Raw genomic sequence first — 12,545 nt, 5'->3', positions numbered from 1 at the left:
CATCCGTGAACTCTGGGTTACTCACACCTCACCGACATGAGCACCTCGCGGGGTCAGCCCCCGTAACGCCGGTGCCGGGCCGCGTAATCGCGCAGCGCTCGCAGGAAGTCCACCTTGCGGAACGCGGGCCAGAAGACTTCACAGAAGTAGTACTCGGAGTGGGCCGTCTGCCAGAGCATGAAGCCGGACAGGCGCTGCTCCCCACTCGTTCGGATCACCAGGTCCGGGTCGGGCTGGGCCCTGGTGTAGAGGTGCTTGCCGATGAGATCGACGTCGACCTTGTCGGCCACCTCCTCGAGCGACTGCCCCTTGTCGGCGGCGTCGAGCAGCATCGAGCGGACGGCGTCGGCGATCTCCTGGCGGCCGCCGTAGCCGATGGCGACGTTGACCACTATCCCGTCGACGTGGGCCGTGGCCTCTTCCGCCTCCTTGAGGACATTGCGCATGCCCGAGGGCAGGATGTCGGTGGCGCCGACGTGATGGACGCGCCAGCGGCCGTCGCGGCCCAGCGAGCGGACGGTGTCCTCGATGATGCTGAGGAGCGGACCCAGTTCGTCCTGGGGCCGGTCGAAGTTGTCCGTCGAGAGCAGCCACAGCGTGACGACCCTGACGTCCGTCTCGCTGCACCAGCCGAGGAACTCCCCGATGTTGTCCGCCCCCGCCTGATGGCCCTGGACGGTGGTGGACCCGGCGGCCTTGGCCCAGCGGCGGTTGCCATCCATGATGACCCCGATGTGCTTGGGCACCTGGTCATGGTCCAGATGACCTTCCACCCGGCGTGCGTACAGCCCGACCAGCAGGCCGCGCAGCCTGTCCCGCAGGTTCACGGTCTTTCAGCCCCTCCGTGCAGACGGCAGTCCCCGAAGGCGAAAGCCTACCGCTGTGAGGGCGTGCCTCCGCCCTCGGGTGATCCGGCGCCGGGCCCCGGAAGATCCCCGGCTGAAGTAGCTTCGTACCCATGAACGACACGTCTCTGTACCGAGCGGCAACGGACCGTTACAGCACCATGGAGTACCGGCGCACGGGCCGCAGCGGCCTGAAGCTGCCCGCCGTCTCGCTGGGCCTGTGGCACAACTTCGGTGACGACAAGTCCCTCGAGAGCCAGCGCGCGATCCTGCGCCGCGCCTTCGACCTGGGCGTCACGCACTTCGACCTGGCGAACAACTACGGACCGCCCGCCGGTTCGGCCGAGCTCAACTTCGGCAAGCTCTTCGCCCAGGACTTCGCCCCGTACCGCGATGAATTGGTCATTTCGACCAAGGCGGGCTACCTCATGCACCCCGGCCCGTACGGCGAGTGGGGTTCGCGCAAGTACCTGATGTCGTCCCTGGACGCGTCGCTGAAGCGGATGGGCGTCGACTACGTCGACATCTTCTACTCGCACCGCTTCGACCCGGAGACCCCGCTCGAGGAGACGATGGGCGCGCTCGCGTCCGCCGTGCGGCAGGGCAAGGCGCTGTACGTGGGTGTCTCCTCCTACAACAGCGAGCAGACCGCCGAAGCGGCGCGGCTGCTGCGGGAGATGGGCGTTCCCGCCCTCATCCACCAGCCCTCGTACTCGATGATCAACCGCTGGACCGAGGACGACGGCCTGCTCGACACCCTCGAGGACGCGGGGATGGGCTGCATCTCCTTCGTGCCGCTGGCGCAGGGCCTGCTCACGAACAAGTACCTCAAGGGCATCCCGGAGGGTTCGCGTGCCACGCAGGGCAAGTCGCTCGACCCCGACCTCCTGAGCGACGAGGTCGTGCGCCGGCTCAACGGCCTGAACGACATCGCGGCCCGCCGCGACCAGTCGCTCGCGCAACTGGCGCTCAACTGGGTCCTGCGCGACGAGCGGATGACCTCCGCGCTCATCGGCGCCTCCAGCGTGAAGCAGCTGGAGGAGAACGTGGCGGCGCTGGCCGGTCCGAAGCTCACGGACGCGGAGCTGACCGAGATCGACACGTACGCGGTCTCCACGCCCGGCACCAACATCTGGGCCGGTCGCGGCTGACGGCTCCCCTTTCTCGGGGTACGTCCAGTCGGGTACACCCAGTCGGGGTACGCCTGGTCGAGGTACGTCCAGTCGAGGTACGTCCGGTCGAGGTACGTCTAGAAGGTCCGCGGGCGCTTGAACCAGGCGCCCGCGGCACCCTGGCTGAGCAGGATCACGAGCGCGATCGAGCAGCCGACCAGGAGGAGGGCGCCCGGCCCCGCGTTCCGGCCGAGGGCGCCGAGCCCGACCAGGATCTGCACGCTGCTGAGCACGATCGAGGCCACACGCTTTCCGTGACCGGGCAGGTCGAAGCGGAAGGCCAGGACGCACAGCGGTATCAGGAGGAAGTTGGCCCCGAGGACCGCGCCCGCGGCCTGGGGCCCGTACATCGCGCCGGCGATGACGGAGCCGAGCAGGCACATCCCGGAGAGCACCCAGATGATCACCTGTGCGGCGCGGACGCCGCCCGGCATCGTCTGCGGCGGGACCGGTCCGTACCCGTACGCAGGGTCATGCGCGGGACCCGTGTAAGTGGGCAGGCCTGCCTGCGGGTTCTCGTACGGCGGGGGGAACTGGTTCGACATGTCCCTGACCATAGTCGGAGGCTCTGACTCCGTGATCGGGCGGCCTGCGGCGCGGGCGGTACGGGCTCCGGCGTCCGGGCACAAAAAATCGGGCCGGTCCGTGGGGGGGGGAGACGGACCGGCCCGAGGGGGGGTTTCCACCATAACCCTTCGTGAGGGAAGTCGCGCGCATCGGCGTGCCACAACTACTCTCCGAAATCGGCCGACAACTCCGTGACCCCGTTCTCCCACCGGATTTCGGCCCCGTCGGCAGATTCAGGCCCCTCCTGGCGATAGCCCATAGGAGGGACAGGGGTGGGGCACGCGCTTGACGCGGCGGGCGTGCGGGCCGCTAGCTTCGGCTCGCATGGCGACGCTTCTGCTCCCGACCGGACAGCCACTCCCCCTGGAGATCGCGGACTCCGCCGGTGCGCGGCGGCGCGGGCTGCTCGGGCGGGACGGGGTGAGCGGGGCGCTGCTGCTGACCCCGGCGAGCGGTGTGCACACGGTGCGGATGCGGTTCGCCGTGGACGTGGCGTATCTGGACCGGGAGCTGCGGGTGCTGTCCGTGCGGACGATGCGGCCCTGGCGGATCGGGCGGCCCCGGCTGCGGGCCCGGCACGTCCTGGAGGCGGAGGCCGGGGCGATGGCCCGGTGGGGCGTGCGCCGGGGTACGCGGGTCGAGGTGCGGTCCGGCGGCGACTGATCGCCGGGAGATGTCCGCCGGGGAATGTCCGCCGGGAGGTTCGTCGGGGAACGTCCGCCGGGAGGTTCGTCGGGGAACGTCCGCCGCGAGATGTTCGCCGGGAGATGAGGGCGCGCGGAGCCGCGCAGCCCCCTCCGCCGCGCGGCACCGCACACGTGGCTTTGCTCACGCGAATTCGCCTTGGTCTGAACTTACGTGATTCCGGGGCTCAGATCGAGCCGGTCCCGATAACGATGCGGAATCAACGCCACCTGTTTCGGGATCACTTGGTTAACGATCGGCGTGCGAGGCAACCTTCCGTGCCGTTTCCGCGTCAGGCGGCTTTGCCGTCGCCCTTGCTCCCGGCCTTGCTCTCGTCCTTGCCGTCGCCCTTGCCCTCGCCCTTGCTCTCGTCCAGGCGATCCTGGCGGCCGCCGCCCCGCGTGCCGACCTTGTCGCAGTCCCGGTTGGCCACCAGCTGCTGCATGTGCTCGTCGCCCCACACGCCGAGCGGGATCAGCGCCTCGTTCAGGGACTGGCCGAGGGGGGTCAGCGAGTACTCGACCTTCGGCGGGACCTCGCGGTACACCTCGCGGTGCACGATGCCGTCGGACTCCAGCTCGCGCAGCTGCTGGATCAGCACCTTCTCGCTGATGCCGGTGATGTGCCGCCGGAGCTCGCCGAAGCGCAGCGTCGTGCCCGCGTACAGCGCCCAGAGGATCATCGGCTTCCACTTGCCGCCGACGACGTCCACGGCGGCGTCGAGGCCGCACGCGTACAGCGTCTTGGTCTCCTTGCCGCTCTCCGAATTGCCCTCCGTGCCGCTCTTCGGCATGGTCCACTCCTCTTGATCCGCTGAACTCGCAGAGCCACTTACTGGATCGACAGTACTGAAGGGGAACACTGATGACCCTCGCCGCTATTTCGTGGAGCGCCGCCAACGCCCGGCGCATGGAGCGGCAGTTCCTGCTGAGTCCGGCCAAGCCGGGCGAGGCTGGCCCCGGCGAGGTGGTCGACGCGATGCTCGCCGCGCAGGCGCAGGTGCTGTCCGCCGCCGAGCTGTCGGTGGGGCTGCGGATGGACGGGGCGACCCGGCAGGACGTACGCGACGCGCTGTGGGGCGATGAGCCGAGCCTGGTCAAGACGTACGGACCGCGCGGCACGATCCACTTCCTGCCGACGGCGCGACTCCCCCTCTGGACGGGTGCGTTATCCGCGATCCCGGGTGTCCCGAGCCCCTTCAAGGCGGGCGATCGCCTGACTCCGTCCCAGACGGACGAGATCGTGGCCGCGATCGGCGACGCCCTTGACGGGGCCCGGCTGACCGTCGACGAGCTCGGCGAGGAGGTGGTGGCGCGTACGGGGCCCTGGGCGGGCGAGCTGGTGATGCCGGCCTTCCAGGGGATGTGGCCGCGCTGGCGCGCGGTCATGCATGTGGCGGGCCACCGGGGGGTGCTGTGCTTCGGGCCGAACCGGGGGCGCAAGGTGACGTACACGCGCCCGCCGGACTTCGGGGCGCCGGTGGCCGCGGAGGAGGCTACGGCGGCTCTGGTGCGGCGCTTCTTGTACGCGTACGGGCCCGCGACGCCGCGCGAGTTCGCCAAGTGGGCGGCGGCGCCTGGTGGTTGGGCGGGGGATGTCTTCGCGTCGATGGCTTCCGAGGGGGAGATCGAGGCGGTGGATATGGACGGGGTGTCTCCGGTGTGGGTGGTCGCGGGCGACACGGAGTTTCCGCGGGAGGCGGCGGGGGGTGTGCGGGGCGCGCAGGGTGGGCGGGATGTGCGGGGCGTGCGGGGTGGACGGGACTTGCAGGGCGTGCGGGATGTGCAGGGTGTGGGGGATGTGCAGGGCCTGCGCGGTGTGCGGTTGCTGCCGTACTTCGACGCGTACGTGATTGCCTCGCACCCGCGCGAGCGGCTCTTCCCCGGTCGGGCCTACGAGCGGGCGCTGGCCGGGGGCCAGGCCGGCAACTTCCCCGTGCTCCTGATCGACGGGGTCGTGGCCGGGGTCTGGCACCAGCGGCGCTCGGGGCGCCGGGTGACGGTCACGGTGGAACCGCTGGGGCGTTTGACCGCGGGCCAGCGGCGGGAGTTGGAGGGGCAGGTCGAGCGGGTGGGGGAAGTGTTGGAGGGGCAGGCGGAGTTGGTGGTGGGGCCGGTGAGTGTGGGCGCCCACGCGTAGGGGGATACGCGTAGGGGGACACACGTAGGGCGACACGCGTAGGGGGGAACTGGGTCCGCCCGGCCCCGGGATGTCTCGTCAGGGGGGCGAGTCAGGAGGGGAGCGAGGCAGGGGCGAGTCAGGGGGAGTCCGGGGGGCGAGGCCAGCCTCAGCGCTTACGGGCGTCGAAGAGATGCCGCGTGCTGTGCGCCACGAACGGGCCCTCCGCTTCGATCTGCTCGTGCAGCTCCCGCAGCTGTGGGCGATACCTCTCCACCGAGAAGTCCGGCACCATCCACACCACCTTGCGCAGGAAGTGGACGACTGCCCCGATGTCGTGGAACTCGATCCGGAGCCGTTCGGACCGCAGGTCGACGATCTCCAGGCCCGCCGCCTCCGCCTCGGCCCGCTCGCCGTCGGGGTGGCGGCCGTTCCGTACCGCGTCGGGCTGGCGCCCGAGGAAGTACTCGACGACCTCGAAGACGCTGGCGGGGCCCACGTGCTGGGCGAAGTAGGTCCCGCCGGGGCGCAGCACGCGGGCGATCTCGTCGAAGTGTGCCTTCACCGGATGCCGGCTGGTGACCAGGTCGAACGCCTCCGCCGCGAACGGCAGCGGCGCGTCCTCCGGCGAGGCCACGACCACCGCGCCGCGCGGATGCAGCAGGGCGGTGGCCTTGGCGACGTTCGGCGGCCACCCCTCCGTGGCGACGGCGAGCGGGGGCAGCGCGGGCGCGGATGCGAGGACTTCGCCGCCGCCGGTCTGGATGTCGAGGGAGGCGGTGGCGTGCCCCAACCTCTCCCCCATGGCGTGGGCGTACCGCCAGGAGGGCCGCTCCTCGGTGGCCCTCCCCTCGAACCAGGAGAAGTCCCAGCCCTCGGTCGGGGCCGACTCCGCTTCCGCCACAAGTGCGTCGAAACTGCTCATGCAGTGATCTTCGCATCGCGTGGGCCGGGGCTCACGCCCATTTCTGCGGAGAGGCGGGCTTCACGGCGACGGGTCTCTCTGCTTCCTTGCGTCTGTCTCCTTGCGTCTGTCTCCTTGCGTCTGGCTCCTTGCGTCTGACTCCTTGCGTCTGGCTCCTTGTGTCTGGGCAACTCCCGCTTATCTCGGCTTAATTAGGGCACCCTTAGGGTCCGATCATGGCTACCGAGAACGTCACCTTCATCAACATCTTCGAGATCGCCCCCGAGGACGTCGACGCCTTCGCCGAGAAGTGGGAGCAGCGGGCCGCGATCATGAGCGAGAAGCCAGGCTTCATCGACACCCGGCTGCATCGGGCCCAGGCCGCCGACGGGCGCTTCCAGCTCGTGAACGTGGCCCACTGGGAGAGCCGGGAGGCGTGGGAGGCGGCCGGGGCCGACCCCGCGTTCGCGAACCGGGCGAACGCCGCGCGGGACTCGAAGGAGACTCCGGTGACGGCGAACCCGGGGCTTTACGACACCATCGTCACGTTCCCCTGACGCGCGCGCCCGCGTCGGCGGTGCGCCGGCGCGGGCTCCCGCAGCCGTTCCCTCTCTGTTGCCGCCCTCATGAATGCGCAGGTCAGAGTCGCTGAGTCGTCGAGTACGATCTTTGGCGACCAAGATTGAACATGGGGGAACGCATGCGCCTTAGCTCGACGACTCGCATCGCCGGAGCCGTACTCGCCCTGTCCGCCACGCTGGTGGCCACCGCCGCCCACGCGAACGCCGCACCCGCAAACGAAGAGGCCTCGCCCACCGCGAAGTCCGGCGTTTCGACCAGGGGTGCGGTCGGCAAGTACAGCAAGCTCATCAACAAGTCGAAGCAGAGCAACTACACGAACAGCAAGGACGAGATCGCCCGCTGCACGGCCCAGACCCAGGGCATGACCTGCATGATCAACAAGACGGCGTCGGCGACGCGCACCATCGACGCGGGGTTCGGTCTCAGCCGTGGCGCCGTCGCGGGCAGCCTGAACATCAGCCAGGCCAAGACCCAGTCCGTCGCCGTGACGTGCAGCTCGCCGGTGAAGAAGGGCCACTCGCTCGTCGCCTACCCGATCGGCACCCGGTACAAGTACAAGATCGAGAAGCACATCACGACGCCTCTCGACTACAAGGCCGGCAGGAGCGGGTGGAAGCATGCCTTCAACCCGGCGCCCGCGAAGGTGAGTTGCAAGGTCAAGTGAGTGGCTCTTCTGATGCTGATGCGCGTGCCGCGCGGGGCGTCGCCGTGCTTTTCGCCGGGGTCGTCGCCGTACTGCTGAGCGGGTGCGGTGCCGGCGGTGGCGGTGTCGGCGGTGGCTCGGGCGAGACCGGTCATGTGCCGGTCTCCTCGTTCGTCGGGCAGACCGTGGCCCAGGTTGAGGGAGGGCTGCCGGCCGCCTCGTCGATGGTGTCGTACGACCTGTCCAAGCCGGTCACCGGCGCCGAGGCGACGTACGGCACCGCCAAGGACAAGGGGACGCACGCCGATTGGATCGTGGTGGTGGCGTGCGCCGATACGAAGAACCTTGAGGACGACACCCATCTGGCGGCCGGTGTGCTGCGGGCGGATGCGTATACGGATGCCGTTGCGCGGAAGGCCAAGGATGGGGTCTTCGATCGGTACTTGGGGGAGTGCGGGAAGTAGCAGCTTGTCGGCCGAGGGCTGGGGGCTGGGGGCTGGGCCCCCTCTCTCCCCCCGGCCGGCGGAGCTTCGGGGGGCCTGCGGCCTTGCTGGGTGCCGGGGCCGCCCGGTTGTCCCTAGGTTGGCGGTTCCGGGACGGGAGTCAAGGGCGCTCCTTCGTCGCGTCGGCTGCGCCGATTGCGCTGCGCTCCACCCTTGACACCCGTCCCTCCACCGCGCGAGGGAAGACGACCGGACGGCCCGAAGGGCGGGACTCTCGACCACTCCCGCAGGGCCGTGGGGTCTCACTGCCGGGTGCGGACCGGATCTTCCGGGGTGGCCGTCACGGGCAGGGGTGCGCGGTCGCCCCGGGGATCGGTGCCGGTCTCGTCAAGCGGCTGACCACCGGACCGGCGGGTGGCGCACCTACTTTGCAAAGTTGTGTTCTGACAGGGATGGGGCGCGCGTGTTGTGCCATGCGCCCTCTCGGGAGAAGGAAGGTGCCGGGACTCTGGCAGCGTCCGGTCAGTGGCCGGGAACCGCGTCGGGTGCGAGTCCCCTTGGGTTGGGGATCTTGCCGGGGCCCTGGCTGGGCCAGTCTGTCGGGGACGGGGTGCGCCAGTCCTTCGGCCTCTCCGCTCGCCAGGTTCCGTCTCGGCAGACGTAGGAGCGGATGGTGTCCTTGAGGTGCCAGGCGCCCTCGTCCACGCAGGGCTCCTTCGCCTCGGGAGGGCTGTGCCAGGTCCAGCGCCACCGGCCCTTGGTCTCCTCGCACCACAGCCGCGTCCCGTGGCGGGTCACGCCCGTCCTGCCCCGCTTGTCCGGCGAGCAACTGGGTTTGAGCCAACCCCACTTCGCGTCCTTCTCCGGGGCCATGGTCACCGTGGGCAGGGGGCTGGGCGAAGTCTGTTCCGGGCAGCCTGCGGACGTCCGGCTCGGCGGCGGTGCGGTGCCTGGCCAGAAGCACATCATTCCCGCTTGCCCGCCCCGGGACTCGGTGGGCGCGGCGGAGGGCTCATGCGTGCTGCTGCCGCATGCGGTCATCAGCAGTGCCGTGGCGCCGATGCTGCTGAGGGAGAGCCTGAGCCTTCGGGTCGGGTGGGGCCGTCTGGGAGGCAACGGTCAGTCCTGGCTCCCGGAGGGCGCTGTTCCCGTGTCCGCCCCGCCCGAGCCCCGGGGGAAGGAGACCTCGACTCGGCGGTTCTTCTTGCGGCCCTCCTCGGAGCCGTTGTCCGCGATCGGGTAGTCCTCGCTGTATCCGCGTACGGAGTAGGTGACCTCGGGGCCCAGATAGGCGGCCATCTTGTCGTGTACGGCCTCGGCGCGTTCGCGGGACAGCTTCTTGCCGTGGCTGTACGAGCCTAGGTCGTCCGTGAAGCCGAACACCCGGACGTTTGTGGCCTTTTGGGCCTTGGCCTCTTCGGCGATCGCCTTGATCCGCGCGTTCGCCTCCGGGTTCAGCTTGGGGCTGTCCTTGGGGAACAGCACCTCCGCCTGCAGCGCGAACTTCACGTCCGTGTTCGTGTCCTCACGGCGCTCCTCGCCACCGAGGTCTTCGACCACGGACTTGATGTCCAGGACCTTCGCCGGGGCCAGGGTCGCTCCGTCGGCCAGCTTCAGTCCGGGGCTGTTGGAGTCGACCTCCTGGGGCGGGGTGGTGGTCGTACTGCCGGGGGGTGCGCTGGGGTCTTCGTCGTCCGCGAAGGCGGGGGTGCCTGTCAGGAGGACCAGGGCCGTGAGGGTGGCGGCCGTTGCTGTGGCGAGGGTTCGGGGGCGTGGTCGGGGGTGGGACATGGTCACTCACCCTCGGCAAGTTCGATGGCCGCCGGGGGCATCCCGCCTACTTGGAACGTGACCTTGTTCGTCTCCTCCGGTGGAGCGGGGAACTGCGCGAACCAGTCGGCCGTGTTCCCCGAGTCGATGCCACCCTCGAACTTGGTGCAGAGGCAACGTCCGGTGGTGTCGCGCAGGACCAAGTACCGCTTCTTCCCCTGTTCATCCACAAGGCTTGCACCGGCAATGGAGCCGCCGTTCTTCTGCAGTTCCCTTTCATCTCCGCGCCATTGCCCCCCGGTCCAAAGGCCATCTGAGGTGTTGGTCACCTTGCCTGAAACGGTAAGGAAGCCCCCCTCATCACGCTTGGCCGAGTTGATGACCAGAGTCACTCCGTCCCCCTTGGACTCGGCCAAAGTCTGATCGGCGGCAGGCGGCTGCGACTCCTTCTCATCACCCCCATCGTCACCCTTTGCTGACGCGGAAGGCTTGGAGTCCTTGTCGGGCTTGTCATCGTCCCCACCGCCACCGCAGCCAGCAACCGTGAGGACCAGCCCAGTCGTGATCGCCACAGCGGTCATTGCCCTGCGAGTCTTCATGGTGCGCCGAATGTTCATCGCTACGGCTTCCTTCTTTCGTCGATCACTCATCAGTCGGCCAGATGCACAGAGAAGAGGACAGATGCGTCCGGAAGATCCTCCAGATCGAAGTCATCCGGATCGATCTCAAACGAATCGCCACCATCACAATCGAACTCCACTTCCTTCTCCGGATCGGAAGAGGAGGTGATGCCGCAGCGCGGCTTGATGATGGCAGTTGCCCCCGCCTTGGCGTGCTGGGACTCCGTGCCAGGAATGATCGAGTCGCCAACGGTGTAGTTGGTCTCGATCTCTACTCGATACCCCGGGTATCCATTCACTTCCTCCGGACCGAAGCCGGTCACGGAGGAGTCGTTATCGGCGGCCAGCGCATCAGCCGCGCCCCGGGCTCCGTCACCGGTGAAGTTGTCACCGTCCAGCCAGTCGAGCCAAGTGTCACCATCGCCGATGGACTGACCCAACCCATCGACCAGCTCTTCCCTGGAGTCCTGCGCAGCGGCCAACGCTGCGGCATCCGCCGCTGATTGCGCGCCGTTACGCGCGGATGCCGCCTGGGCAAACGCAAAGAAGGCGAACGCAACGAAAAGCAGAATCCCCGTCATCCAGATGTAGATCGGGAGAGTCTGCCCTTTGTCGCTTCGCAGAGAGGGCCGTGCTGTCACCCACCGATGACGTCGCCCACCGCGTTTCCGATCGCCGTGGAGATCTTGTTGTCCAGGGCGAGGCCGTCGATCAACGTATAGATCCCCGCGATCAAAATCATCAGCCCCGCATACTCCACAAACCCAGCCCCCGCATCCCGCTCCCTCCCCCGAACCCGGGAAGTCACGGTTACGGTCCAGTCGACCCAGACTCTGAGTACGCGATCTTTCAGCACGACGGCCCCTTCTCTCCCACCCAGTACACGTACCGCTGGCGCAGCCAATTCCGACGTCGCTGTCGTCATAGGCAACGTACGCGAGATCATGTGACCCATCAGCCACTCTCCGCAACCAATGCCGTTTGAGACTCGCAAGTTGGCGAGTTCCCTTCCCCGGCGGTGAGGTCATCACGCACCCCGGGGGCGTGCGTCGGAGGTTCGTGACCGGACCGTGGGCGACTCGATGCGTTCCACGACTTCCCCTCCCGCGAATACCGTGAACACGTCTTTTGCAAAGGCCAGTTGGGGTGGCAGGCCCCGGCGGGGGCCGCCTCCGGGGGCTGTGTGCCCTTCCTGCTCTCGGGGCGACTGTCCCATATTTGGTTGCAGCCGCGAAGAGGTTTCGATTACTGGCTTGATACCGGCTTCCGGGGCGGAGCCCACCGCACCGTTCATCGTCACCCTCACTTCCCCAGAATCGAGCCGAAGTCCGAACCCGAGCCCAGGAACATGCCCGCCGCGATCAGGATCATCGTGGCCGGAAGCATGAAGACCAGCGTCACCATCGTTGCCTTGGGGATCGTCTTGGCCGCCCTGCGGCGGGAGTTCTGCGCGTCCGTGCGCCGCATGTCCGTGGCCAGTTGGATGAGCGTGTCCGCGATGGGCGAGCCCAGTTCCTCGCCCTGCTGGAGCGCCGAGACGAACTGCGAGACCTGCTCCGAGGCGTTCCTGCGGCGCAGTTCGTCGAACGCCTGGCGGCGGCTCACGCCCATGTCCATCTGGCGGAGCGTTATGCGCAGTTCGTCCGCCCAGGGGCCCTCGTAGCGTTCCGCCACGCGGTCGAGCGCCTGGCGGAAGCCGAGGCCCGCCGAGACCACCACCGCCAGTACGTCCAGGAAGTCCGGCAGTGTGCGGTCGATGACCTCGCGGCGTTCCCGTATCGCCTGCCAGATCAGTGCGTCCGCCGCCGTCACGCCGAAGGCGAAGGTGAGGAGGCCGAAGAGCGATGAGCCGTTGGTGAGGAAGACCAGGCCCATCACCAGGCCGAATGCGCCGTAGACCGCCCGGCGGGCCGCGTAGCGGTCGATCGTCAGGCCGCCGGGGTTGCCCGCCATGTCGATCTTGCGGCGCTTGGCGTCCACCCGTTTCGGGCCCATCAGGCGCAGGACGAGGGGGGCGAAGCGCATGCCGAGGCGGTCCACCGCCGAGCCCGCCGTCGAGACGCGGGTGGCGCCGATCTCCAGGGCGATCGCCAGGTCCGTGGGGAGCTTCGCCTCCGCGCGGTACATGCGCACGCCTTGGCAGGCGCCCGCCACGGCGAGTCCCATCACCACTGCCAGAGCCAGTGCCAGCAACGTA

The 12,545-nt window shown here is 68.7% G+C and carries 15 protein-coding genes; 6 read left to right on the top strand and 9 right to left on the bottom strand.

What is annotated here, in order from left to right; translation table 11 throughout:
* Positions 1 to 53 precede the first annotated feature (53 nt).
* On the bottom strand, positions 54 to 827 hold the full coding sequence (locus ACZ6ZP_RS33730; protein WP_351173078.1) for an isoprenyl transferase: 774 nt from the start codon (positions 825 to 827) through the stop codon (positions 54 to 56).
* A gap of 131 nt (positions 828 to 958) precedes the next feature.
* Here ACZ6ZP_RS33730 and mgrA point away from each other — a divergent pair, with 131 nt between their 5' ends.
* A complete protein-coding gene (gene mgrA, locus ACZ6ZP_RS33725) occupies positions 959 to 1,996 on the top strand; it encodes an L-glyceraldehyde 3-phosphate reductase (RefSeq protein WP_351173075.1) in 1,038 nt (345 codons plus the stop codon).
* Between the two features lie 98 nt (positions 1,997 to 2,094).
* On the opposite strand, the gene ACZ6ZP_RS33720 is transcribed toward mgrA, so the two are convergent.
* Positions 2,095 to 2,562 carry a hypothetical protein gene (locus ACZ6ZP_RS33720; RefSeq protein ID WP_351173072.1) on the bottom strand — a complete coding sequence of 156 codons (468 nt, stop codon included), beginning with the start codon at positions 2,560 to 2,562 and terminating at the stop codon, positions 2,095 to 2,097.
* Between the two features lie 346 nt (positions 2,563 to 2,908).
* On the opposite strand from ACZ6ZP_RS33720, the gene ACZ6ZP_RS33715 reads away from it, so the two are divergent.
* Positions 2,909 to 3,247: a DUF192 domain-containing protein gene (locus tag ACZ6ZP_RS33715; protein WP_361471533.1), complete on the top strand. Its 339-nt coding sequence runs from the start codon at positions 2,909 to 2,911 to the stop codon at positions 3,245 to 3,247.
* Between the two features lie 313 nt (positions 3,248 to 3,560).
* Here ACZ6ZP_RS33715 and ACZ6ZP_RS33710 read toward each other — a convergent pair whose 3' ends face one another.
* Positions 3,561 to 4,061 (bottom strand): winged helix-turn-helix transcriptional regulator, encoded by a 501-nt coding sequence (locus tag ACZ6ZP_RS33710; protein ID WP_366462950.1) that lies wholly within the window; start codon positions 4,059 to 4,061, stop codon positions 3,561 to 3,563.
* A 71-nt stretch (positions 4,062 to 4,132) separates the two neighbouring features.
* On the opposite strand from ACZ6ZP_RS33710, the gene ACZ6ZP_RS33705 reads away from it, so the two are divergent.
* On the top strand, positions 4,133 to 5,407 hold the full coding sequence (locus ACZ6ZP_RS33705) for a winged helix DNA-binding domain-containing protein (RefSeq protein WP_469409566.1): 1,275 nt from the start codon (positions 4,133 to 4,135) through the stop codon (positions 5,405 to 5,407).
* A 148-nt stretch (positions 5,408 to 5,555) separates the two neighbouring features.
* On the opposite strand, the gene ACZ6ZP_RS33700 is transcribed toward ACZ6ZP_RS33705, so the two are convergent.
* On the bottom strand, positions 5,556 to 6,311 hold the full coding sequence (locus ACZ6ZP_RS33700) for a class I SAM-dependent methyltransferase (RefSeq protein WP_351173060.1): 756 nt from the start codon (positions 6,309 to 6,311) through the stop codon (positions 5,556 to 5,558).
* A 215-nt stretch (positions 6,312 to 6,526) separates the two neighbouring features.
* On the opposite strand from ACZ6ZP_RS33700, the gene ACZ6ZP_RS33695 reads away from it, so the two are divergent.
* From ACZ6ZP_RS33695 to ACZ6ZP_RS33685, 3 genes are all read left to right on the top strand, one after another.
* Positions 6,527 to 6,847, top strand: coding sequence for an antibiotic biosynthesis monooxygenase family protein (locus ACZ6ZP_RS33695; RefSeq protein WP_351173057.1), 321 nt, complete (start codon positions 6,527 to 6,529; stop codon positions 6,845 to 6,847).
* A gap of 143 nt (positions 6,848 to 6,990) precedes the next feature.
* Positions 6,991 to 7,536 carry a hypothetical protein gene (locus ACZ6ZP_RS33690; RefSeq protein ID WP_469409564.1) on the top strand — a complete coding sequence of 182 codons (546 nt, stop codon included), beginning with the start codon at positions 6,991 to 6,993 and terminating at the stop codon, positions 7,534 to 7,536.
* Entirely contained in the window at positions 7,533 to 7,979 is a 447-nt protein-coding gene (locus tag ACZ6ZP_RS33685; RefSeq protein WP_469409562.1) for a hypothetical protein, read from the top strand. Before ACZ6ZP_RS33690 ends, ACZ6ZP_RS33685 begins: the two co-directional genes overlap by 4 nt.
* 501 nt (positions 7,980 to 8,480) lie before the next feature.
* Here ACZ6ZP_RS33685 and ACZ6ZP_RS33680 read toward each other — a convergent pair.
* From ACZ6ZP_RS33680 to ACZ6ZP_RS33660, 5 genes are all read right to left on the bottom strand, one after another.
* Entirely contained in the window at positions 8,481 to 8,837 is a 357-nt protein-coding gene (locus ACZ6ZP_RS33680) for a hypothetical protein (protein ID WP_469409560.1), read from the bottom strand.
* Between the two features lie 240 nt (positions 8,838 to 9,077).
* Positions 9,078 to 9,749 carry an OmpA family protein gene (locus ACZ6ZP_RS33675; RefSeq protein WP_351170470.1) on the bottom strand — a complete coding sequence of 224 codons (672 nt, stop codon included), beginning with the start codon at positions 9,747 to 9,749 and terminating at the stop codon, positions 9,078 to 9,080.
* Between the two features lie 2 nt (positions 9,750 to 9,751).
* Positions 9,752 to 10,345 carry a hypothetical protein gene (locus ACZ6ZP_RS33670; RefSeq protein ID WP_469409558.1) on the bottom strand — a complete coding sequence of 198 codons (594 nt, stop codon included), beginning with the start codon at positions 10,343 to 10,345 and terminating at the stop codon, positions 9,752 to 9,754.
* A gap of 32 nt (positions 10,346 to 10,377) precedes the next feature.
* Positions 10,378 to 10,989 carry a pilus assembly protein TadG-related protein gene (locus tag ACZ6ZP_RS33665; RefSeq protein ID WP_469409556.1) on the bottom strand — a complete coding sequence of 204 codons (612 nt, stop codon included), beginning with the start codon at positions 10,987 to 10,989 and terminating at the stop codon, positions 10,378 to 10,380.
* 661 nt (positions 10,990 to 11,650) lie between these two features.
* Positions 11,651 to 12,541, bottom strand: coding sequence for a DUF5936 domain-containing protein (locus ACZ6ZP_RS33660; RefSeq protein ID WP_351170482.1), 891 nt, complete (start codon positions 12,539 to 12,541; stop codon positions 11,651 to 11,653).
* Between the last annotated feature and the right edge of the window lie 4 nt (positions 12,542 to 12,545).

It is taken from the genome of Streptomyces sp. NPDC054047 (assembly GCF_055585065.1).
Note: the sequence above shows the minus strand (reverse complement) of the source record. Positions and strands in the feature narration are given on the sequence as shown.

Coding starts and splice junctions, on each gene's coding strand:
- ACZ6ZP_RS33675 (WP_351170470.1), bottom strand. CDS start 9,749: ATGTCCCACCCCCGACCACGCCCCCGAACCCTCGCCACAGCAACGGCC.
- ACZ6ZP_RS33695 (WP_351173057.1), top strand. CDS start 6,527: ATGGCTACCGAGAACGTCACCTTCATCAACATCTTCGAGATCGCCCCC.
- ACZ6ZP_RS33705 (WP_469409566.1), top strand. CDS start 4,133: ATGACCCTCGCCGCTATTTCGTGGAGCGCCGCCAACGCCCGGCGCATG.
- ACZ6ZP_RS33700 (WP_351173060.1), bottom strand. CDS start 6,311: ATGAGCAGTTTCGACGCACTTGTGGCGGAAGCGGAGTCGGCCCCGACC.
- ACZ6ZP_RS33670 (WP_469409558.1), bottom strand. CDS start 10,345: ATGAACATTCGGCGCACCATGAAGACTCGCAGGGCAATGACCGCTGTG.
- ACZ6ZP_RS33690 (WP_469409564.1), top strand. CDS start 6,991: ATGCGCCTTAGCTCGACGACTCGCATCGCCGGAGCCGTACTCGCCCTG.
- ACZ6ZP_RS33715 (WP_361471533.1), top strand. CDS start 2,909: ATGGCGACGCTTCTGCTCCCGACCGGACAGCCACTCCCCCTGGAGATC.
- ACZ6ZP_RS33710 (WP_366462950.1), bottom strand. CDS start 4,061: ATGCCGAAGAGCGGCACGGAGGGCAATTCGGAGAGCGGCAAGGAGACC.
- mgrA (WP_351173075.1), top strand. CDS start 959: ATGAACGACACGTCTCTGTACCGAGCGGCAACGGACCGTTACAGCACC.
- ACZ6ZP_RS33720 (WP_351173072.1), bottom strand. CDS start 2,562: ATGTCGAACCAGTTCCCCCCGCCGTACGAGAACCCGCAGGCAGGCCTG.